This is a genomic window from Pseudomaricurvus alcaniphilus, from assembly GCF_011440395.1.
Taxonomy (GTDB): Bacteria; Pseudomonadota; Gammaproteobacteria; order Pseudomonadales; family Cellvibrionaceae; genus Pseudomaricurvus; species Pseudomaricurvus alcaniphilus.
In genome coordinates this window covers 956,935-978,414 of record NZ_JAAOIX010000001.1, presented here as the reverse complement: position 1 = coordinate 978,414, position 21,480 = coordinate 956,935, and the positions used below count along the sequence as shown (strand labels likewise).

Annotated in this window: 17 protein-coding genes; 4 read left to right on the top strand and 13 right to left on the bottom strand. The window is 54.7% G+C overall.

The annotated features are described in order from the left end of the window. Positions 1-10: 10 nt before the first annotated feature. The 4 genes from mnhG to G8764_RS04180 all read right to left on the bottom strand — a co-directional run bounded on the left by mnhG (position 11) and on the right by G8764_RS04180 (position 1,627). Complete coding sequence (gene mnhG, locus G8764_RS04195; protein WP_166162138.1) at positions 11-343, bottom strand: monovalent cation/H(+) antiporter subunit G; 333 nt, start codon at positions 341-343, stop codon at positions 11-13. 10 nt (positions 344-353) lie between these two features. After that, complete coding sequence (locus tag G8764_RS04190; RefSeq protein WP_243748545.1) at positions 354-605, bottom strand: MrpF/PhaF family protein; 252 nt, start codon at positions 603-605, stop codon at positions 354-356. Next, positions 602-1,096, bottom strand: a complete 495-nt coding sequence (locus G8764_RS04185) for a Na+/H+ antiporter subunit E (protein WP_166162136.1) — start codon at positions 1,094-1,096, stop codon at positions 602-604. Before G8764_RS04185 ends, G8764_RS04190 begins: the two co-directional genes overlap by 4 nt. A 294-nt stretch (positions 1,097-1,390) precedes the next feature. Further along, complete coding sequence (locus tag G8764_RS04180; protein ID WP_166162134.1) at positions 1,391-1,627, bottom strand: thioredoxin family protein; 237 nt, start codon at positions 1,625-1,627, stop codon at positions 1,391-1,393. 210 nt (positions 1,628-1,837) lie between these two features. Between G8764_RS04180 and G8764_RS04175 the strand changes: the two genes are divergently transcribed. Then, complete coding sequence (locus G8764_RS04175) at positions 1,838-2,089, top strand: winged helix-turn-helix transcriptional regulator (RefSeq protein WP_207951651.1); 252 nt, start codon at positions 1,838-1,840, stop codon at positions 2,087-2,089. A 52-nt stretch (positions 2,090-2,141) separates the two neighbouring features. Here G8764_RS04175 and G8764_RS04170 read toward each other — a convergent pair whose 3' ends face one another. From G8764_RS04170 to G8764_RS04150, 5 genes are all read right to left on the bottom strand, one after another. Beyond that, positions 2,142-3,620 carry a carbon starvation CstA family protein gene (locus G8764_RS04170; RefSeq protein ID WP_166162132.1) on the bottom strand — a complete coding sequence of 493 codons (1,479 nt, stop codon included), beginning with the start codon at positions 3,618-3,620 and terminating at the stop codon, positions 2,142-2,144. A 222-nt stretch (positions 3,621-3,842) separates the two neighbouring features. Continuing rightward, positions 3,843-8,537, bottom strand: coding sequence for a hypothetical protein (locus tag G8764_RS04165; protein WP_166162130.1), 4,695 nt, complete (start codon positions 8,535-8,537; stop codon positions 3,843-3,845). 24 nt (positions 8,538-8,561) lie between these two features. Then, positions 8,562-9,632 (bottom strand): AAA family ATPase, encoded by a 1,071-nt coding sequence (locus G8764_RS04160; protein WP_166162128.1) that lies wholly within the window; start codon positions 9,630-9,632, stop codon positions 8,562-8,564. A gap of 3 nt (positions 9,633-9,635) precedes the next feature. Then, positions 9,636-11,138, bottom strand: coding sequence for a trypsin-like peptidase domain-containing protein (locus G8764_RS04155; RefSeq protein WP_166162126.1), 1,503 nt, complete (start codon positions 11,136-11,138; stop codon positions 9,636-9,638). Positions 11,139-11,149: 11 nt separating this feature from the next. Next, complete coding sequence (locus tag G8764_RS04150) at positions 11,150-11,452, bottom strand: trypco2 family protein (protein WP_166162124.1); 303 nt, start codon at positions 11,450-11,452, stop codon at positions 11,150-11,152. Between the two features lie 392 nt (positions 11,453-11,844). Here G8764_RS04150 and G8764_RS04145 point away from each other — a divergent pair, with 392 nt between their 5' ends. Continuing rightward, on the top strand, positions 11,845-12,774 hold the full coding sequence (locus G8764_RS04145; protein ID WP_166162122.1) for an SRPBCC family protein: 930 nt from the start codon (positions 11,845-11,847) through the stop codon (positions 12,772-12,774). A gap of 26 nt (positions 12,775-12,800) precedes the next feature. Here the strand turns inward: G8764_RS04145 and G8764_RS04140 are convergent, their stop codons facing one another. Together G8764_RS04140 and G8764_RS04135 are read right to left on the bottom strand one after the other, a co-directional pair. Then, on the bottom strand, positions 12,801-14,657 hold the full coding sequence (locus G8764_RS04140) for a diguanylate cyclase (protein WP_243748614.1): 1,857 nt from the start codon (positions 14,655-14,657) through the stop codon (positions 12,801-12,803). Positions 14,658-14,853: 196 nt separating this feature from the next. After that, positions 14,854-15,558 (bottom strand): outer membrane protein OmpK, encoded by a 705-nt coding sequence (locus tag G8764_RS04135; RefSeq protein ID WP_166162118.1) that lies wholly within the window; start codon positions 15,556-15,558, stop codon positions 14,854-14,856. 364 nt (positions 15,559-15,922) lie between these two features. Between G8764_RS04135 and traF the strand changes: the two genes are divergently transcribed. Both traF and G8764_RS04125 read left to right on the top strand, forming a co-directional pair. Continuing rightward, positions 15,923-17,473, top strand: coding sequence for a conjugal transfer protein TraF (gene traF, locus G8764_RS04130; RefSeq protein WP_166162117.1), 1,551 nt, complete (start codon positions 15,923-15,925; stop codon positions 17,471-17,473). Between the two features lie 266 nt (positions 17,474-17,739). Next, positions 17,740-18,633, top strand: coding sequence for a serine hydrolase (locus G8764_RS04125; protein ID WP_166162115.1), 894 nt, complete (start codon positions 17,740-17,742; stop codon positions 18,631-18,633). Between the two features lie 21 nt (positions 18,634-18,654). Here the strand turns inward: G8764_RS04125 and G8764_RS04120 are convergent, their stop codons facing one another. Together G8764_RS04120 and G8764_RS04115 are read right to left on the bottom strand one after the other, a co-directional pair. Beyond that, positions 18,655-19,647 (bottom strand): 2-hydroxyacid dehydrogenase, encoded by a 993-nt coding sequence (locus tag G8764_RS04120; protein WP_166162113.1) that lies wholly within the window; start codon positions 19,645-19,647, stop codon positions 18,655-18,657. Positions 19,648-19,684: 37 nt separating this feature from the next. Then, positions 19,685-21,307, bottom strand: a complete 1,623-nt coding sequence (locus tag G8764_RS04115; RefSeq protein ID WP_166162111.1) for an L-lactate permease — start codon at positions 21,305-21,307, stop codon at positions 19,685-19,687. Between the last annotated feature and the right edge of the window lie 173 nt (positions 21,308-21,480).

Here is a 21,480-nt window from a genome sequence, read left to right as displayed (position 1 = left end):
GCGAAGTCGATTATCCAGTCGATGAGTCACTTCCCGACTGGTTCTTTCCCAGCGGCATCAGGCCACTGCTGTAGGCCGATTTGGCCAGGGCGTGACTGGACACCGGGGCGGTGAACAACAGGAAAATCAACACGAACAGCAACTTGGCGGTGACCAGCGACCAGCCGGCCAGCAGCATCAGCGCCAACAGAATGCACAGCGCCGCCATGGTGTCGGTCACGCTGGCGGCGTGCATGCGGGTGTAGAGGTCGGGGAAGCGCAGCACGCCGATCGCCCCGGTGAGCATCAGCAAGCTCCCCAGTAGCAGCAATCCACCCACAACCACCTCCAGTGTCTGTTCCATAGTCCTCGTGTCAGGTTTCGGAATGTAAAAACCGCAGCACGCCCATCATGCTGATAAAATTGATCAGCGCGTAGACGATGGCGATGTCGAGAAATTCGGGGCGCCCGTAGAGAAAGCCCACCACGGCGATCAGCAATACCGTTTTGGTGCCGAAGATATTGACCGCCAGTATGCGGTCGTAGATGGTCGGCCCCAGCAGCGCCCGCAGCAGCGCCAGAGCCATCACCACCAGCAGCGCGGCGGCTGCAGCGATCAGCATCATCCTTCCAGCTCCGTCACCCGGCGGTCCATAGCGCCGCGGTTGAGTTCGTCGAAACCCTGTTTAGTGAGGGCATGCACCAGCAGGCGATTGCCGCGGACGTCGATGGTGACGGTGCCGGGAGTCAGGGTGATAGAGTTGGCGTAGGTGACGCGGCCGATATCGGTTTTCTGGCTGGCCTGGACATAGGCCAGTACCGGGCTGAGGCTGCCACGGCCCAGCCAGATGTGTTTGATCAGGGTCAGGTTGGCGAGCAGGATCTGGTAGAGCAGCCAGGTGTAGTAGGGAAAGATGCGCAGGGTAAACTGGGTCGGCTGGGACTCGTGGTCAATCACGTCCATGCGGTGCAGCAGCCAGGTTACGAATAACACCGACAGCAGGCCCAGTCCCAGGATTAAGGGCGTGTAGTGGCCGGAGTTCAGCAGCCAGATTCCCGACAGGGTCACGACGACGCTCAGCGTGTGACGCGCGGACCGGAGCGTATCACCGGGCATGGGCTTTCTCCCCGGCAATCCACGAGTGTCTGCGAGTCATTCCTGTCCCCCTGCCACGTGTCTGTGCTTTTGTTGGTGTTCTTTTAGCTTACCCCATTCGTCGGCGACATCCCAGAAAAGTCGGATTGATTCGGTCCTGTGGCCGGAGGATGGTGTCGGCACCGGTAGTGGCGCACGGAGCGGAGCGCGTCGTAAAACGGGACGTAAAACGGGACGGAGGGATTAAATAGTAGCCAATCGCCAGGGCAAAACCAGCTTGTTGGTTAAAAAATAATCCCTCCGTCCCCTTTATAACTACTTCAGGTCTGCCAGGTTGGCGCCAAAATTGATATGGAATGGCGATCCGTCCAGCAGTAGCGCGGGTACGGATTTGATACCTGCGGATTCGGCTTCGCTAATGCGGGTGCTGTCCTTGCCGAGATGGACGATTTCCACGTCATAGCGAGAAGTATCAATTGCCTTTGCCAGGTTCGTCTCTGCGGCCACACATACAGGGCATCCAGCGTGATAGAAAACAGCTTTTACTTTCATGATAATTCTCCAGGTGCTAGGTTAGACGTTGTTGTGCGCACACCCAAACAGTACTGCCAGCGCCGTTTCTGAACAAGCGGGAACCAAGAGGTGGGGTAGGCAGGAAATGGTGTATTTTGCTGAAAAATAAGGAGAAAAATTATCTCTGCCAACAGAAGTGTGTATCGGAAACTTGAAGAGGTTGTCGGTTGCAAGTGGTCAGTGTCGGTCTTGCTGGCGATTGACTCGGGTGTCAATCGCCCCGGTGTGTTGGAACGCCATATCCCGGGAATTTCAACCAAGGTGTTGTCGGAGCGGTTGCGCAAGTTAACGGTTTACGGATTGCTGTCCAAAAAAAGTTATCCGGAGGTTCCGCCGCGCACGGAGTATTCATTAACGCCAACAGGAAAAAAACTGATCAGCATCATTCAACAGATTCAAACGCTGGACTCAGAGCATCAGGAAAACAAACCTGACCAGTAGCGACCCGCAAAACCCCATGTCCAGGCTGTTAGCTAACGCTGATTGCCCCACATTATGTGGTAGCGTTTGAAGGCTGTTGCCCGTTGTGGCGTTTGTGGAAAAATACCAGCCCGATAAAACCAATAACCGCCACACCAGCACCAATAGGTTGCGCCAAATCAGGGGATAGGTTCAAGCCGATGGCCGCGGTTGAAATATATGAAAGTGTTACGCAGGTCGCGATCACCGCAGGTACGCTGGCGACCCAATGGAAGGTGCCCCGGTCGAACAAGTATTTAGTGGCCAGCCACAACACACTGGTCGACAGCAACATATTGGAAAAGGCGAAGTAACGCCAAATTACAGTGAAATCCAGCTTGGTCATAAAATAAGCAATGGTGAGAATAGGCAGCGCTAATAACAAGCGATTGCGTACGCTCTGGGGAATGTTAAACGCGTCGACCACCGTCAAACGCAGGGAGCGAAATGCAGTATCGCCTGAGGTAATAGGGAATACCGCCACGGCGATGATCGCCATAACGCCGCCCAGCACGCCCAAATAGCTGCTGGCAATATGGTTAACTACTAACCCTGGGCCCCCTTGAGCAAGCATGGCTTTTAGTTCGCCATAGCCATCAGGGAATGCTGCAATCCCCGCCAGGGCCCATACGCAACCCACCAGGCCTTCACATACCATGGCGCCATAGTATACCGGGCGGACGTATTTTTCGTTGGTCAGGCAGCGGGTAATTATTGGTGCCTGGGTGGAGTGAAAGCCGCTTATCGCGCCACAGGTAATAGTGATAAACAGCAACGGCCAGGTGGGCAATCCATCGGGATTGGGTTGCAGAAGGTCATGGCCATGATCAGCGTGGAAATAGGCGAAAAAATCTCCCGTTACCGGCAAGTGCGGAGCGTTAAGCAGCAGTGAAACGGCAATCAGCGTGGTCATTACTATCATCAGCAAACCAAAAGCCGGGTAGAATTTAGTGATGATTTTATCGATGGGCAGCAAGGTAGCTAAAAAGTAATAAACTAAAATTACCAGCACCCAAAAGGTGTTATTGGCAAAGAACGTGTCCTGGAAATAAGCCAGGTTACTCAATAAGCCAGCGGGGCTCATAATAAATACAACGCCCACAAAAAACAGCAGCATGGCGGTAAAGATCAGCATAAAACCTTTAAAGACTAAGTTGTAATAGTGCCCGGCTATTTCCGGTAGACTTTTACCGTCTTCCTTGATGCTCATTACGCCAGAAAAATAATCGTGCACGGCGCCACCCAATACATTGCCCAGCACTATCCACACAAGGGCGATCGGGCCGTATAAGGCACCTAATATCGGGCCGAAAATCGGTCCCACTCCGGCAATATTTAAAAACTGGATCAAAAAGGCTTTAACCGGATGAGTGGCCACATAGTCTACGCCCTCGGCAAAGCGGCTTTGGGGCGTCTCGGCATTGGGGTCTATCCCGGCCTGCTTTTCAACGAAAGGGCTGTAAAACTTGTAGCCGATGGCCAGCAGGCTGATGCAGATAAAAAAGATGAGCATTTGGGTGGCTTTCCGTAGGTAAATTTCTCCATAGTAGACAGGATGAGGCACAACAGCTGTACCCTGACGTGCCCTGAACTGCCATGAAGTATGGTTCTCATAACCCCGGCAGATTAAATGCCTTTTGCCCCAATAACAATCTCTGTTTAGATTTATCACTCTTGTTGAGTTGTGCCGGCGAAACCAACGTGTTGGTTAAAAAATAATCCCTCCGTCCCCTTTTTATAGGAGTTTAGGTGGCATTGGCACTTTTTCGCTGTAGTCGGATGGAGCAGTTTCCTGGTTTATCGGTGGGCTGGCTTCCTCACTTCGTTGGGATATATCGGCTTTTTTCCGGGCTTGGCCTTGTTCAGGGGTTGACTGTTGTTGATATGAATCCCGCGGTAATTGTTCTTGCTGCTGCTCCGGTTCTTGCTGTTGAGGTAGCTGCTGTTGTTGTTGTGGTTGCTGCTGCGGAATAGCTTCCACGGGTGAATCGTTATTTTGCGGCTGGGCCGTAGGGATGGTTGGGTTACTGGAGTTGTCTGCGGTGAAGGAATTAATCTGTGCGCCGCCCCAGATAAGCAGCGCCAGTATCAGCAGGCTTACTGTTAACGGCGAGCGGGTAAACAGGGGGAAGGGGCGCTCGCTGGAGCCTAAATCACTGATGCCGGCAACCAGGCTGATGTGCCCTGCATCGGCCGGAAAGGTTTCGTTGACTTCGACGGAGCTGGTTTGCAGTTTGTTAAGCTGCTCCTGTTGCTGGCGCTCGACCTGCCTTGCCTTTAGTTCGCGTAAATGCGTACAGCGTTGGCCGAGCTTGAAGAACCAGCCGTAGCAGAAGGTGGCGATCAGGGTTGTGATCGGGTCGCCGGAATAGTAGAGCGGGATACCCAGGTCCAGTTCGCCGTTTAACCTACCGATAGAAAGGAATACTAGCAAACCTGACACGGTAATGATCCATACTGGGGTCAGAAATGCCCGAGCGGAGAGCGGCAGAAATAGTCCGTACAGAAAACTGAGCACAGGTAATAGATAGGCTGCATAAAATGAGATCCCGAAGTTGTCGGTCAACTCCAGGTAGGGGTTAAATATGTGTAATGGCAGCAGCAGGCAAAATAGCGCCAGATAATTTTTGGGTTGTATGGTTTGTGCGCGGTTCCAGAACCAGCGGAATCCGAGTAAAGCGCAGGTGAATAGAATAAATTCTGCGTGGTAACTCGGGTAAATCCAAACAGCCGGTGATGAATGCTGCCACCACACTAGATAAGCCAGTTCGCTGAACAGGGTAATTGCCAGCACAAATAGCAGGGGAGTACGGAAACTGCAGTTGCTAACGGAGATCAGCAAGGCAAATATCAATACGAATAAATCGCCATACCAGCCAACGCCACCGATCTCGCCACTGAAGCCGATGACGATTAACAAAAACAGCCACTGGAAGGGGCTGATTCGGTTGCATTCCAGCAGGGATTGATCCTTGCTGAAACGCTCAATCAGGTAAAGCAGCAGTGAGGCTGGAAACAAAAAAGACGACAGGTTTAATTGGATTTCATCAATAAAATCCGAAAACGTTAAGCCGATCAGACTGAACGACAGTAAGGCCAGGCCAAGGTAACCGGGCAATAGCAGCCAGTGTGCCTGGCGGCCGTAGCGCAGCGCTGCCCAGGCCGCAAAGGGCAGCAAGCAATAGCTGTAATCGCGACTGTATAATTCATAATAGTGGTCACCAATTACGGCGATACCCAATGGTAGCAGCGGAATAAGACTCAGTGGCAGTGCGGGCCAGAGAGTCAATTTTTCGTTGCGGATAGATGTTACGGGATCGGACTTTGTAGTGCGTTCAGCCTTTAAAAATAGCGCCGGAAAGTTCATGCGAATCAGCGGCAGGAGTAAGGCCACACTCCAGAAGTCGACGCTGGTAAATACATCTATTCCAATGACATTATCCGCAACGATTCTGCCAAGTACGCTGAAACCGTTACTGAGAATAATTAACAAGCCGCCAAATAGCATAAAGCTGCGGCGTACCTCAGGTGCCACTGAATTTGCCCGCGGGAAACCGGCGATGGCGAACCATGCCGCCAGCCACAGATAGATGCCGATACCAAGACCCAAGTCAGCAATAATTATGTCGCCAAACAGGCCATCGGTCAGGAAAGTGACACCAACGCCGGCCACTAAAAGCCACGGTAGAAAAATTCGCGCTGCGGCACGCAGCCACTGCTGTTGGGCTGAGGTATTGAAGTAGCGATGCAGGTACTGGCAGGTAAGCAGGGTGGTGACTATTAATATGACGGGCTGCGAATAGGAAAAATTCTCTTGCAGCACGTCTATACCGACTGCATACAAGAGGTTCGTGCAAGCGAAAAACAGCAGTGGCGTTGTTAGCGCTGCCCACCATCTGGCGGCCGCCGATTTTTTCCCGGTGCTGCCTTGAAAGACATAAGCATAGAGCGTTGGAACTACAAACGGCAGACATATGGATTGATATAGTAGCCATGCATCCCATCCTGGCCAGAAATCCACAATGACCCAGATTGGCGCCCAAAAAAGTAACATCAGAGACACCAAGCCGGCCAGGAAAAATCCGATCCAATGCCGGGGCTGAAACGTGAGATGCACCGAACCGGGCTTCAGATCGGTGCGCCAGGGTTGCAAAAACAACAATACAATTGTGGAGAGGGCAAGGCTCGACTGCCCCACGGTGTCCATGTACTCACCGATATTCTGCCCTTTGCCCGGGTTAGCGATGTCCAGATACCAGACGGCGGCCTGCAACAAAAGACACAGTGGTGCCGTCACCTTGACCAGCGCCTTGGGTAGCGCTGCCGGAAAGTGGAAGGCCAGCAGCCAGGAGGCAATCATCAGCAGCACAGAGGCGTACAAACCATTCAATAGCAGGCTGCTATTGGCAAAAGTATCAAGCAGTAACTGATCGACAACAGACAGGCCGCTCTTGATTAGGTCGTCCAAAGGGTTGTTATCCAGCAAGCTGTTGCTGAGCAGCAAAAATAACGCCGGCACCAACCCCGCCAGCAGTACCATCACCTCCTGCCGGGAAAACGACGGCAGCACCGATTGCCCGAGCCGGCTCTCCCGCGCTACCTCGAGGTCGAGATCCTTGTTGCCGCCCAGGTAGCTGAGAAAAATATAATCGTGCCATTCATTGTCGCTGTCCCGTTGGTAGATGCGCTCCAGTATCTGCTTCCAGCTGGAGCTCTCATCCCGCGCCAGCCTGAGCACCAGGTTGGCATCGCCCTCATCCAGATTGTCGGCAACCAGGGTCCTGCAGATGGCACGGACCCGGCCTTCCAGCTGATAGGGAATTGACCGCACCAGTCTCACCCGCAACCATTCCGGCATGGACCCGCACTGCAGCCAGGGCAGGCGGGACAGCTCGCCAAACACCTCTTCCAGCGAGGGCTGCGGACCAGTGGATGAATCCAGCTCCCGCAATTGGTGGGCCAGGTACAGCGTCAGGTTTGGGGTAAGCAAGGGCATTACTGCAACGCTGCACAACAGCTCGTAAGCCGCTGGGCTGAGATCCTGCTGCAGGCTCTCCAGCAGAGCGTCGATATCTGCCGCTTGTGGGGCGCGGCTCTGGATCCAGCGATGGGGTTCGTGGGCCAGCAGTTGCCACAAGGGCGAAGTCGACTTTGCTGCGGCTATTGCCGGTGCCGACTCTTGCTGCAGTTGCAGGGCCAGTTCGTTGACGCCGGCGGGCGAGGCATTGTGCAGGTGGATACCCATGTCGGCCAGCAGGCTTTCCCGTTTGCCCCACGCCGATTTGGGTTTGGGGGTTAACAGGGTGACCCACTGCCACCGAAGCAGCAGGTTGAGCCAGGGCTGGGGGTGAAAGCTGCCGCGGACGAAGAACTGCTCGGCATCGTCGATAATCAGCAGCCGTTGGTGCGCAAGGCCGCCCTGCATATCCGCCAGGTTGACCACATGACCATTGCGGTCGCGGCAGCGGCGCGGATCAACGCTGTATTCCATGCGGGTCACATGCAGTTGTTCACGCTGCAAGCGCTGCATAAGGTTCTCAGCGAGTGCGCTGCGGTGGTCGTGAGACGAGGAGCGGTGGGTCAGCAGCAGGTATTCAGGCAGTTGTGGCCGTGTACCTTCTTTAAGTACCACCCGGCCTCCAGCTCTCAGAGTCGCGGCAATGGTCTTGTCGACATCCAGCCGTCGCGAATTCACCTCGATATGCTTGCGCAATACCTGCAGCGGATGGCTCAGTTCGTTGGCGGTATAGAGCGGCGCGAAATCCAGGTGGTAGGCCACCGGTGTTTCCGCCAGCGACTGATTACTGACCTTGCGCGCCAGCTTTAACAATTTGCGCCGCAGGTGGCGGATATAGCCAAAGGCGAAGCCCAAGCAGGCAATCGCCAGCGCCACTTGAATGGCGTAACTGCTGTTCATTTCCGGCAGCGTGAAGTCAAATTGCGTGGTATTGGCCTCGGTGCGCTGTTCAACCTGTACCGGCGCATCGGCTACCGGGTCCTGGTTGCGCCCGGTCCAGATGCTGTAGGCGGTGAAGCCGGCTATGGCAATATAAAACAGGAAGGTGGCGAGGGAACGCAGGGAAAACGCCGAACCGCTTTTGGGTGGCGGTGCGGGGGCAGGTGGGTCCGGCTGGGGCGGGTGGTCGATGGCGTACTGCGCCTCGCGGTCGTGCAGTATCTGCGTCAACAGCTGAATTTGGGCCGGCGTGCTGCAGATGATGGGGGCGAGCCAACTTGCCAGCTGGTCGACACTGCTGAGCTGGCACTGCTCGGCTTGCAGGTAGTCGAGTAGCAGCAACACCTTGCTGTGCTCGCCAATGCCAATGGCGAAATGATGGCCGCGCAGTTCCTCTAACAGCTGATCAACGTCGCCGAGCCAGGGGGGTAGCGATGCACTGTTGCTGTCGGCCTGTTCCGCGGTTGCCGCCATGGTTGTTGTTTTCCTCGCGCGGGACTACTGCGCCCAATCGGAAATTATGCGTTTGGCGATGTCCCACTCCTCTTTGGTTTTGATCAGTACATTGAGCAAGCGCTGCACGTTGGGGTTGGATTCGCCGTCAGCTGTGCGTAGTGTTTCCTTCAGCGACTGGTTGGTCAGGTCGCTGAGGCTGCAGACCATTCTCAGCCAGCTGAGCAGCTCTGCGGTGCCGGGGGGTTTACGTATGCCCTTGCCGCGATTGCGCAGTTGGGCAAACAGGTCCAGCGCTTCGTGCAGCCAGGCTTCCCGTTCTTGCAGTGCGGGAAGATGGCTGTAGACGATCGGCTTGAGTACTTCAGTATCCGGGAACGGAATGTGATAGTAGGCACAGCGGCGCAGGAAGGCATCCGGCAGGCTTTTCTCCGAATTGCTGGTAATTATGACGATGGGGCGACTGGTGCTGGCCTCCGGCAGTTGCACACGGACTCCCAGTTCCGGAATATCAAATCCGAACTTCTCGATTTCGTCGAGCATATCATTAGGAGTGTCGCGAGGCGCCTTGTCCAGCTCATCAATTAAGACGACGGTCGCCTGGCCGGCATTAGCGGGATAGTGGGCATCACCCAGCAAGTCCCTGAAGTGAGTGAGGGGCCGCTGGCCTTGCGGAGTGCGGCTGCCGGGAATTGGCGTCAATTCGGCATCCGGCCCGCCGGCAAAGAGGATGGCCTTGCCCAGCCCGTTCAGGCGCAGGTATTCAACCAGCGGCTTTTCCTCTTTGCCGGGTTGGCTGTCGCGAAACCGGGTCAACTCGTCGAACTGGTAAAACAGCTCGCTGTAGGTGGTGGTCGAGCGCACCTGGCATTGCAGCAGCGGCTCCAGCCCGAGCCGCCAGGCCACGTGGTAAGCGAGTTGGCTCTTGCCGGTGCCCGGCTCTCCGGTCAGCAGCAGCGGTTGCCCGAGAATAAGGGCCACATTGACCGCCACCACCAGTTCTTCCGAGGCGTAGTACCTGGAGGCGTTAGCCAGCAGTTTGACCGCGGGTTCGGGCAGCTCGCTGAGCGGTTTGATCGCCTGGTTCCTGTCGGCGCTGTAGAACAGTTTGCTCATGATTTACTCTTTGTGGATGGTTTTACAGTAGTCACTGATGGCCGCTCGAACCTCATTGACGGCAAAGCGCGGCTGGTTGGAAAAGTCGTAGGCGACGCGCTTGATGTGGTTGGTCGACCAGTTGTGGTGAGTTGAAGACTCCAGGTAATTGATCCAGTCGCTGATGTGGTGCACTCGACAATAGTCCAGTTCAATGCGCTCGAAATGGTCGGCGTCAAACTGGAAGTCGCCGAGGTTTGCAGCATCACTTTTCGGTTGAAACAGCCTGCTGAAAAATCCGCGTTTTTGCTCTAGCTGTGGTGCGTCAGTACAGAGACAAACGATAAGGCCGACGATGCAGACCAGGTCCTGGTCTCCCAGTTCGTGCCAGAAGCGGACCCACAGGTTCAGCAATTGCGCGTGCTCCGGGGTGTAACTGTCGCCGTAGACAAAGGTGCTGAAAATGCGTGGAGAATCACCATTGTTGAAGGTTTCTATGAGCCGCTCCGGTGCGCCGGAAATATTGAGATTGCTGTAGAGCTCGCGTTTCAGCCGTTCAAACTCTTTTTCGACATTGCTGATCCGGGACGGAAAGTCGATCAGGCGGATCTCCTGGTAGGAGGGGTCCTGTTCGAACAGTGTCGGTAAGGTGTCGCGCCGAAACCGTTCGATCAGGGCATCGTGGGCGTGTTTGGTTTCGCCGCTCACGGCACAGACAAAACTTCGATGCTGCTGGGAGTCGCTGTGTATGCTTTCAAGCATATGGCGGAATGCCGTGGTGTGGGCGCTGCGATCCAGGTAGCAAACCAGCTCGGGCAAGTCTCCGGTATCGCAATCGCTGGTTGGCCGGGCGGGCTGGCAATTGACCAGGGCTGGCAGGTTCAAACCGGCCGCCTGCAGTTGGGCAAAATCCGGGTGTTGATAGAGGGAGGCGATCGGGCAGACGTGAATCAGGTCGTCAGCGGTCCGGGTGGAGACTTCGGTAACCAGGCCCACCAGCACATCGTCGTAAAACAGCGCACTGCCCGACATGCCTTTCCAGCCGCTCTTTTCTGCGGCGTTCTGGCTGACGACCTGCAGCGCCAGCAGGTGCTGCTGGCGCTGGAAATTGACGGTATCTATGGTGCCCAGCACGCGGGCTGTGTCATTGTGGTCACCGCTGCGAGAGATAAGCGGAAAGCCGATGCCGTGACACATCTCGTAGATCTGGTTGTTGGCCAGCACGCCGAACTTGAGTGGTTGACTGATATCGGCGGGTGGGTTCTCGCTGGCTCTGCGCTTGAGCAGGGCAATATCCATTTTCGGGTCGGACCAAAAAACCTCGAACGGATGCCAGTTTTTGTCGCCCGCCAACCAGTGGCCTTGCAAGCGCAATTCAACCTTGTCGCCGCGCCGCGCCGCCTGGTTGATCGGGGCAAGCACGTGGTGGGCGGTCAGTACCCAGTCAGCGGCGATCAACAGACCGCTGCCACCGGTATTGTTGCCGGGATACCAGAGCTCTGCGACCAGTCTGTCGTAATTCAACATATATCAGGCCATCACTCGGGCCGCCGGTCCAACTCCGCATTGACCTGGATTGGCTGGCCTTGTGTATTCACGGGCTGAAGCACCAGTTTCAGCGTCTGGGTCTGGGTGGCGCCCAATTTTGCATCGGCACCCGCCTCGAACAGCAGCCATTTGACCCCGCCCTTGGCCCCGGCCTCCCGACTGGCGACCACCTGCAATTCCATCTCTATCGGCCCCAGATTGAAGCGGAGCTCACTGTTGGCCGAGGCTTTTACCGCCTCACTCAGCTGTTCGCGCAGATTCTGGATGGCTTCCGCCAGATCGATGTGGGACATGTGCAATCCTCCTGGAATATCTACCCTGTGGCGCGGCGCCGACAGCCAAAATCAGCACGGCAAGCATTCCTACTGCAATTCGCTTGAATGATAGTTTGTCGCCTGATTTATAGTTTTGGTTATAAAAGGAGCTTATTCCCATAGAACTTTGGGTGCAACCCTCTATCACGGCATTAGCTTCCGCTGGCGCAATGCTTGCACCGCCGTTAGGTCCATGGGGTGAGCAATACCTGTGTCAGTGGGAGCGCAGCCGCTCTGCCTCGCCGCCCCGATCTCCGCTAGTCGCAATTTTTGCTGCATTCGATATACGATTTGATAGACTACTGCTATCTATTCAACTCAGATGCTCGCCCGTTATACCGCCCCCAAACGCTTCCGATACAGGTACCGCTATGAAATTTGACGTTGAGAAAAGCACGTTAATTGCTGCGCCGATGACCCAAGTCCGTGAGCTGGTGGAAGATTTTCACTACTGGAATTCATGGTCTCCCTGGACTGTCGTTGAGCCTGCCTGTCCAATTAGCATTTCTGGCCACCCCGGGGAGCCCGGGCACTCGATGACCTGGGAGGGGGAGGTTATAGGCTCCGGCAAAAATACACTGCAATCGTCGGATGCTCAGCGGCTCCATTACAACCTTGAATTTTTAAAGCCCTGGAAATCAAAAGCCAAAGTCTGCTTCCTGTTTGAGGAGGTCGGAGATCAGACCAAAGTTACCTGGACAATGAACTCCAGTATGCCGTTCTTTTTGTTTTTTATGCTTAAAATGATGAAGAACCTGATCGGCATGGACTATGAGCGCGGGCTGAGAATGTTAAAAGAGGTGGCTGAGAAAGGGTCCGTCAAGGCGGAAACCATTAACAACGGTATTGTTGAGTACAATGGCTTTTCCTACGTCGGTATCCAGCGTTCTGTGCCGGTATCCGAGATGTCCGCCACAATGAGCAAAGACTTTGAACAGCTGGTCAAGGATATCGTCATCGATGGTCAAAAAAGTGCCCGGCACTGGGTTTGTATCTACCCCAGGTTCGATATAAAGAATATGAAGGCCACTTATATAGCGGCGGTTTCAGACGAAGACCTGGCTGGCCTGAACCTGGATTCCAGCTATGTAAAAGGCCAGGTCAAAGATGCGAAGATGCTTGAAATCAAACACAATGGATCCTTCGATTTTCTCGGGAATGCCTGGTCGATGGGCATGATGAACATGCGCGCTAGAAAGCTAAAGGGCAGCGGCTTTCCCTTCGAGCAATACTGGAACAGCCCTATGGAAGTGGCGCCGGATGATTTAATGACCAGTGTCTATTTCCCCCTAAAAAAATAGGAGCCTTTATTGGGCGCTGCCCAGATTCAGGCCTCAATGCATTTTATTGCACTGGGGTTGGATTGGCCGGCCTGGTCATGAGTCGCAGTTGAATTGAGCGTCACTACACGGTTGCGGCCCTGTCCTTTAGCCTCATACAGCGCTGCGTCGGCTTTGTTAAACAAACTTTTTGCCGTGTGTCCAGGTTGCCACTGGGCAACACCAAACGAGCTGGTTACCGATTGTTCGGCGATGAGCTCTGCTCCGGCAATCTTCTCTCGCAAAACTTCAGCCAATGTCATCGCTCCCTCAAGGTTGGTTTCGGGGCAGATGACCACAAATTCTTCTCCCCCCCAGCGGCCGGCAATGTCCGCTTCGCGAATGGACTGTTGTAGCAGGCCAGACAGGGCCACCAGTGTCTCATCACCACAGTTGTGCCCATAGGTATCGTTGATACGTTTGAAGTGGTCGATGTCCAGCAGAATCAGCGAAACCTCTCTGCCGAAGCGGCTGGCTTGCTTGATAAAGAAATCCAGGTGTTCTTCGACTTTTCGACGATTGGCAAGTCCGGTGAGACTGTCTGTGATAGACAACTCCAGTATTTTCTTTTTGTCAGTGATGTCGTGAAAAATAGCGGTAGACCGGGCACCCGGTGCCTGTTGGAATTCCAGGATGGCGTATAACCAGATACTGTCTCCCGCGTGGTTGCAGAATTGAATCTCTCCCGACCATTGCTGCAGTGCGACCATGGCGGCGCGTATTTCTTTCAGTTCTGCGGTTGGAAAATCGGGGTGTATCAGGCTGAAGGTGGGTCTTCCTATCAGTTCCTCTTTGGAAAATCCGCTGAGTTTACAGAACGCCTGCGACACGTCAGTGATCGATCTTTCCATGTCAAATGTGCAAACGAGTACGTGTTGATCCAGTAGCAAGTGACGTTTCTCAAGTTCGGCATTGGCCTTGTTAATTTCCCGGGTACGAATGGCAATGGTTTTTCGCAAGCGCCGGTTGACCCAACTCATCAAGAAGAACGCGAGCAGGATGGCGGCGACAACAGCGAGGGCAAGGCGAGACCAGAACGGGTCCAGTGGCGGTTTGAATAGATGCTCCAGATAGGAAATGCCGGTCAAATCTGCCGAAATTGGCGCCAGGTCAAGTTGCTTGTAGATTTCAGCAATGCGCAGGAAGCGGCTGGGATTGAAGTAGCCGATTTCGATCAGGTTGGGTTTGATCAGGCGTATGGTGCGTTCCGCTTCAAACAATAAATGGTCGCGACTTTTCTGCACGGGTAAATTGGCCAGCATCCAGTCGACAACGGCTTCAGGGTGTTCCACAGCATAGTGCCAACCTTTCAAAGCCGCGCGCCGGAATGCCTCGACCCGTTCAGGGTTTTTGAGCAGGTAATCTTCGGAGGTGAAGAGCATGTCACCGTAAAAATCGATGCCGTAGTTTGCCGGCGAGATGGTATTGTAGGGGATGTTATTTTCCTGAAAATAGAAAGGCTGGTTGGTGGTGTAGGCCGAGATGGCATCTGCATCGCCCAGCAGTGCTTTCACGTCAAAATTTTGCGGGATATGGGTGTAGTCATCCGGTTGCAGCCCGACTTCAACAAACATGGCTTGCAGGACTGCGTCATCAATATTTCTTCTGAACATGATTTTTTTGCCATGCAGTTCCAGCGGGTGGACTATCCCCGAAGACTTGAGTGTGAGCAGCACCAACGGCGAATGCTGAAAAATGGCGGCCAGCACCACAACCGGTTCACCTCTAAGGCGCGAAAGAACCAGGCTGGAGTCCGCAATGCCGAACTCGGCCTGGCCACTGGTGATGGCCTCTACCGCGGTCTCGCCGAGGATTACCTCTTTAAAATTCACCTCCAGGTTTTCCTGTTGGAAGTAGCCCTGCATTTGTGCCGCATAGTAGCCGGCAAACTGGAATTGATGGCGCCATTTAAGTTGCAGGGTTACTGCATCATTGGCAATGCAGTGGGATGCGACAACTAAAAAAGCAATGCTGGTGATGACAGTGCGCATAAACGGAGTAACGTGCTTTTTGCGGAGTAAAGATTTGGTTGCTGGTAACATCACGTATTACTTTCGCTGATCAAAAATGGAATTTAAGCAACAGGTTCGGGTTGTGCTCAGTAATACCGGAAATACCATATTTGTTTTTCCAATAAACGTACTCGATACCCAGATAAAACTGCCCGGATTTCTGCCAATAACGGCTGATATCCCATTTCAGCTGGGTGGTAACGTTGGCCGAGCTTGCCACTCCATTGGCAGAGGGAACCCAGTCAATAAAGCCGTCGTAGAGGAAATGCTGGTTTTTAACCTGCCATGGAACGGCAAAGTTGAGGGTCAGTTGCCAGTTGTTTTCCCTGTTGTCGTTATTTCTGTAGTAGACATTCGCTTTGCTGTATTTGGTGTGGGGAATACTGAAATCCAGCCCTATACCTAACAGGTAGTTATTAAAGTTGCCTTTGCCGGGGGGGCTGCCATGTTCCCAGGTCCCGGCAAGCAAAATCTCCCTGATAAAGGAAGCGTCCGCTAACCCGTTCGACTTCAATGTCAATCGTGGTGAGAATTCCGCATAGGTGCTGTCGTCACCGGAGTCGTAGCGAAATCGATCGATAAACAGAAACAGGTCGCCCGCTTCGTAATTGCTGGCGTGCTCAAAGGTCAATACCTCGGCACTATTGTCAGGGGTGAGCTTGTAGTCATTGCCAGAGAGCAGGCTGAGGCTGTTGCTAAACCACAGCGGCTGGCTGAAGCAGGGCAGGGCAAAGAATACTGTAGTTGCAGCCATAAAGGCCCGCATCCAGCTGGACAAAATCATAGCTAGTACTTTATTTGGAGGGTCTCTATTAAAGTATAGACGGTAATATTGCCCGTGCCGCCAGTGAGGCTTGCAGGGTCAAAAATAGATCTGACTGGTCGTTTTATGATCTGATTGGTGTGATGCAGGAAGCTTAGGGTAGCCGACTCTCGGCAGGGGCCTTCATTCAAAGCGCAATTGCGTCATGGGCCTGGTGGCCATGCCTGAGCTTGGATTGGGCTCATGAAGGACTGCAGTTGACCTATACTGGTGGGGTAGTAGCGCGACCGGGAAGAGACTGTAGGGTCGAGCCCCGGTTGCGTTGTAAAGATTTCGCTCCCCGCTGGAAGACCGGATGTTTGTACCCCGATATATTGTATTACCGATTTCACTGTTTGCGTTCTCGTTGATATCCCAACCCTCAAGTGCCCTGAGCTTCCTGTCTTTCGATGCCCGCTCTATGGCCATGGGGGGGGCCGGAGTGGCCGAGGGCAACCCCGGTAACGCCGCCTTATTCAATCCGGCGCTGTTGCTGCCTGCCGAGGAGCGGCTGAGAAAGACCAGGTTTTTCCATAGTTACGGCGGTGCCCGCCTGATCGACCGGGATGATTTTATCGATCGGGTAAGGCGCATTGAAGATCGCGACTACGAAGAATCCATTGACGCTACCCTGGCCAGAGTGCGCGGCCAATTCAAGGCGGCAACCCTGTCGTCTGCAGAGCTGCGCGACCTTGCCGGGGATGTGGATCAGTTGCTGGACGATTTGGAGAGTGTTACCCGGCGCCCGCTGCGGGGCAGTGCCTCGGTGGGTTTTTCAGCGGGCTATGTGGACCAGCGTTTCTCTTACGGCCTGTATGCACGCAACTACTGGGTGGTGGGTGCGGAGGTGAATGTGCCCGACCTGGATGCGCAGCGGTTGCGGCAACTGGTGGCGCTCAGCGATGGCGCGGCCGATGTGCTGGAGGGGCTGGCGGAGATCGAGACCCTGGTCGAGTCACTGCAGCTGGACGTGATCGAGGATCTGGCGCGCCAGTCCGTGGCTGAACAAAGGGTCGTTCCGGAACTGCGCGACTACGCCGATATTGCCGCCATCGGGGCGATTATCCAGCTGCTGACCACCGCCCCGATGGAGGCCGAACAACTGCTGCAAAGGGTCAGTGTCGACCGCCTCGAACAGGCCCTGGTGGCACAAAATGCCGGCATGGACCTGGCCAGCCTGGGGCTGGATGATGTCGACCTGCGCGACTATCTGCGTTACCAGGTGCCGGAGGATATCGACGCCACCCTGGATTACGCCGGCGCTGAAGTGACCGAAGTGGCGTTCAGCATCGCCACCAATCGGCTGCTGTTTGAACAGTTGACCCTGGGTGTCAGCTTTAAAGCCCTGGATATTGATATTATTGAATTTTCCCAACCCCTGGATGATATTCACTTCGGTGCCTACCGTCACAGCGCCAATCGCCAGGGCCATCGGCGCTTTAATATGGATGTGGGCGCGGTCTACGCGCTGGGTGAGCATTATTCTGCCGGTGTCGTGGTTCGCAATATCATTCCTTTTACACTGCAGTCGCCGCGAGGGACGCAGGTCGAGTTCGAACCCATAGTTCGGGTCGGTCTCGGTTACCGGTCAAGGCACATCAAGTGGGCGCTGGATTACGATGTAACCACCAATGAACCGCTGGGATTTGATCCCGATAAGCGCTATATTTCCGCCGGCGTTGAATGGCGCTTGTGGAAACAAAACGCATTGCGGGTGGGCTACCGCTACAACACGGTGGACCACAGCAAGCTGCCTTCCATAGGGCTGGGGCTGGGCTTTCAGCAGGGGCACATTGATATGGCGGTCACCTATTCCGGCAGCGGTGAGGAGTACGGCCTGAGCCTGCAGGCTGGCCTGCAGTTCTAGTACTGTAACGCGTTGGCCCCTGCCGCGGATCTGTAAAGAACAACCAAATCCTATATTGGTGAAATTTCCGCTACTGCCGGGAACTCGGTTTTGGCGGTCTAGTCTAACTCGGTTTCTTGATTTGCAATGAGGGATTTTATGGGGCTGGGCATCATTCGGATTACCGCAAGAATACCAATCATGGCGCCATTGGGCGGATGCAGCAGAGCTTGCCTGCAAAGTGTTTGGGTATTGACTTCAATGGTTGTACCTGGCGGGCATGACCGATGATCGTTCAGCGTGTGGTGGTCACCCTGTTGTTGGTGCTGCTGGGCATGGTACCGGCCTGGAGCGCAAAAGCCATTGCCCTAAGCCGGCTGGAGTCGGGGGGTAACTCCCTGTCCGGGCTGGTCGACTCCGACTTGCAAAAGAAGCTGCAGGAGGCAATTTACAAGAACCCGCAGTGGCGACGGCTGGTGAACCAGAAGCGCATGGCGGTGGGCGTGATGGATTTGAATGGCGACCAGCCGCGCTTTGCCCGGGTCAATGGCAACCAGATGATGTATGCCGCAAGCCTGCCCAAGATTGCGATTCTGCTGGCGGCCTATGTCTCCATTGAAGATGGCAGCCTGGAGGAAACCGAGGAGGTGCACGCCGATCTTGCGGCGATGATTCGGGTCTCCAGCAACTCGGCCGCTACTCGCATGATCGACCGGATCGGTATGCGCAAAATTGGCCGCATACTGGCGGACCCGAAATACGGCTTCTACGACAAAAAGCAGGGCGGTGGTCTGTGGGTGGGCAGGCGCTATGCCGCAGATTCGGAGCGGTTCGGCGACCCCCTGCACAATATTTCTCACGGTGCTTCCATAACCCAGGTGTGCCGCTTCTATTATCTGTTGTCGCTGGGGCAACTGGTCAGTCCGCAGCGCTCGGCACAAATGCTGGAAGAACTGTCGGACCCCAAGCTGCACCACAAGTTTGTCAGCGAGTTAAACAAGTTGGACCCCGAGGCCACCTTGTATCGCAAGTCGGGCACCTGGCGTAACTACCACTCCGATTCGGTGATGGTGCGCAGTACCCAGTGGCGCAATTATATTCTGGTGGCGATGGTGGAAAGTGCCGACGGCGAAAAAATCATCAAAAAGATTCTGCCGACGGTGGAAGCGGTGTTGCAGTAGCGCCTGCTTACTAACGCCTATCTATACCTTCACCAAATGCACGGCGTCGATGTTACCCGCAGCAAAATTTCGGATATTGCCCAGGGTAACGTTGCTAATGGCATTCAGCGCCTCGTTGGTGAAAAAGCCCTGATGGCCGGTGATCAACACATTGGGAAAGGTCAGCAGGCGGGCAAAAATATCGTCCTGCAGCAGGAGGTTCGATTGATCCTCAAAGAATAAATTCGCCTCCTCTTCGTACACATCCAGGCCTAAATAGCCGATGTGGCCTGATTTCAAGGCGCCGATGACCGCTCGAGTATCAATCAACGCGCCGCGACTGGTGTTGATTATCGCCACGCCCTGCTTCATCTGGCTGATAGAATTACTGTTGATGATATGCCGGGTTTCCGGCAGCAGCGGGCAATGCAGGGAGATAACGTCGGACTCCGCCCAAATTTTCTCCAGACTGACGTAGTCAATACCGAGCGCTTTTACCTCGTCGTTAGGGAATGGATCATAGACGCTCACGTCGCAGCCCAGGCCTTGCATAATGCCGCAAAAAGTAGCGCCGATTTTGCCGCTACCAATTACCCCGACCTTTTTCTGGTACAGGTCAAAGCCCAGCAAGCCGTTCAGGGAGTAATCGTTTTCACGCACACGGTTATAGGCGCGGTGAATATTGCGGTTGAGCGTGAGCAGCAGCGCCAGGGCATGCTCGGCAACCGCATGTGGCGAGTACTCGGGAACGCGGCAAACCTTGATGCCGCGCTTTTCGGCTGCCTGCAAATCGACATTGTTGTAACCAGCGCAGCGCATGGCGATCAGCTTTACCCCATTATCGGCCAATTCATCGATGGTTTGTTCGGACAAATCGTCATTGACAAAACAACAGACCACCTCGTAGCCCTTGCTAATGACCGCCGTTTTACGGTCGAGCTTGTGCTCAAAAAACCGCAATTCCAGATCATCAGTGGCGCTCTTGTCAAGGTACTTTTCGTCGTAAGGCTTACTTGAAAATACCGCTACTTTCATTACATGTCCCCACTTGCGTTATCGTCACCAGGTTACATCAGAGAAAAAACAACGACGCGACCAAACCACTGCTTAATACATAAAACAGCATGGGCGCCAGGGTCAGGCGAATAATCTGGCCTTCTTTGCCCACCAAATTTACCACCGATGCGGCCGCCACCACATTCACTACGCAGATCATATTGCCGGCATTGGCACCGAGCATCTGCAGCGCAAGAATCGTGGTTGTGCTGTTGCCCGTCTGCACGGCGGCACTTTCCTGCAGGGTCGCAAACATCATATTCGAAAACGTTGCCGAGCCGGCAATAAAACTTCCCAGCGCGCCCACAAAGGGGGCCACAAGCGGCCATGTGTTGGCAAAGGTCAGCACCGCGAGATTGGCCAATTCCAGCGGCATCGCCGCCAATTGTGCCGAATTGACGCCGGAATTTATAAAAATTCGTACCATCGGCACCGAGGCACCCAGGGCAATAACGGTTGGCAACAGCGATAAACACGCGCCTTTCCAGACGCTGACGGCTTTTGCGGCGGGCAGCTTGTGCACCAGGATCGTGATCAATGCCACGGCCGCAAACAGGGTGCCGGGCAAATAGAGAGGCTGAATGGCGGCCCCGATGCCGGTTTCGAATATATTACTCAAGCCCACCGACACGCCGGTAAACAGCGCCTTGAGCGGCAAAAAGTCGAGGCGGGTAAGAATTAATAACATCACCACCAACAGATAGGGCAGCCACGCCAGCAACGGCCCCATTGGCGCTTGCATCTGTGGCCCGGTATTGGCTTGCAAGGTCTCGTTTCCGGGGGCGTCTACTGACGGGTTCGGTTCAAACCGCCAGGGGATTTTGGGCTGTAAAAAGCCGACCTTTACCGCCGGGATAACCATGGCCAAACCAATAATGCTGCCGAAAATAGAGGGGAACTCAGGGCCGAGTAACACCGCTACCCCATAGGCTGGCAAGGTAAATGCCAGGCCGCCAAACAGCGCAAAAGGCCAAAGCCTTAGGCCGTATTTCCAGCCGCGCTGTTCGCCAAAAAACCGTGTCAGCATACAGATCATCAACAGCGGCAAAAAGCTGGCCACAAACACATCGATGCTGATCGCTCGAATCGCCACCTCCCGCACAAACTCTGCCGCTGGCTGGTCTAATCCCTGGGTAATGCCAACCAAAACCGGTGTGCCGATGGCGCCGAAAGAGACCGCCGAACTATCCGCAATCAAGGCCGTGACCACCGCGGCCAATGGCGGGAAACCCAATGCCACCAGCAAGGGCGCGGCAATGGCGGCAGGAGTGCCAAAACCGGAGGCGCCCTCCAGGAAGGAACCAAACAGCCAGGCGATGATGATTGCCTGAACCCGCCGGTCTGGGGATATCCTGGTAAAGCCGGCCCGAATGACATCAATCGCACCGCTGGCTTTCAGTGTGTGCAGCAATACAATTGCACCAAATACGATAATAATAATGCCGCCGGCAATCACCCAGCCTTCTACCACCGACGCGGCAATATAGTGTCCCGGCACCCCCCAGACCAGCCATGCCATGGCCGCGGTGATCAGCAAGGCCAGCGGCATAGCCCGTGTTGCCGGCATCCGCAGCATCACCAAAAAAACAAGCACAGCCAAAACCGGCATTGAGGCCGTCAACCCTTCAATTAACCTCACGCTTGCTCCGGAAGTTGAAATTCACGCTACTGGAAAGGTGGAGCATCTTCGCATTTAGCAGCGTGGGACGCAAAGGTCGTTGCCGGGGTCAGGGATTAAATATTAACCAGTCGCTGGTCTGTGAACTGTGAGCATCAGTAAGAAATGAGATGGCATAACATGGGGGGCACGCA

What these genes read in the sequence shown, in the direction of transcription:
- G8764_RS04140 (WP_243748614.1), bottom strand. Translation starts at nt 14,657, where the DNA reads ATGCAGGGCTACTTCCAACAGGAAAACCTGGAGGTGAATTTTAAAGAG.
- G8764_RS04150 (WP_166162124.1), bottom strand. Translation starts at nt 11,452, where the DNA reads ATGTCCCACATCGATCTGGCGGAAGCCATCCAGAATCTGCGCGAACAG.
- G8764_RS04170 (WP_166162132.1), bottom strand. Translation starts at nt 3,620, where the DNA reads ATGCTCATCTTTTTTATCTGCATCAGCCTGCTGGCCATCGGCTACAAG.
- mnhG (WP_166162138.1), bottom strand. Translation starts at nt 343, where the DNA reads ATGGAACAGACACTGGAGGTGGTTGTGGGTGGATTGCTGCTACTGGGG.
- G8764_RS04160 (WP_166162128.1), bottom strand. Translation starts at nt 9,632, where the DNA reads ATGAGCAAACTGTTCTACAGCGCCGACAGGAACCAGGCGATCAAACCG.
- G8764_RS04125 (WP_166162115.1), top strand. Translation starts at nt 17,740, where the DNA reads ATGATCGTTCAGCGTGTGGTGGTCACCCTGTTGTTGGTGCTGCTGGGC.
- G8764_RS04185 (WP_166162136.1), bottom strand. Translation starts at nt 1,096, where the DNA reads ATGCCCGGTGATACGCTCCGGTCCGCGCGTCACACGCTGAGCGTCGTC.
- G8764_RS04155 (WP_166162126.1), bottom strand. Translation starts at nt 11,138, where the DNA reads ATGTTGAATTACGACAGACTGGTCGCAGAGCTCTGGTATCCCGGCAAC.
- traF (WP_166162117.1), top strand. Translation starts at nt 15,923, where the DNA reads ATGTTTGTACCCCGATATATTGTATTACCGATTTCACTGTTTGCGTTC.
- G8764_RS04190 (WP_243748545.1), bottom strand. Translation starts at nt 605, where the DNA reads ATGATGCTGATCGCTGCAGCCGCCGCGCTGCTGGTGGTGATGGCTCTG.
- G8764_RS04165 (WP_166162130.1), bottom strand. Translation starts at nt 8,537, where the DNA reads ATGGCGGCAACCGCGGAACAGGCCGACAGCAACAGTGCATCGCTACCC.
- G8764_RS04145 (WP_166162122.1), top strand. Translation starts at nt 11,845, where the DNA reads ATGAAATTTGACGTTGAGAAAAGCACGTTAATTGCTGCGCCGATGACC.
- G8764_RS04120 (WP_166162113.1), bottom strand. Translation starts at nt 19,647, where the DNA reads ATGAAAGTAGCGGTATTTTCAAGTAAGCCTTACGACGAAAAGTACCTT.
- G8764_RS04180 (WP_166162134.1), bottom strand. Translation starts at nt 1,627, where the DNA reads ATGAAAGTAAAAGCTGTTTTCTATCACGCTGGATGCCCTGTATGTGTG.
- G8764_RS04135 (WP_166162118.1), bottom strand. Translation starts at nt 15,558, where the DNA reads ATGGCTGCAACTACAGTATTCTTTGCCCTGCCCTGCTTCAGCCAGCCG.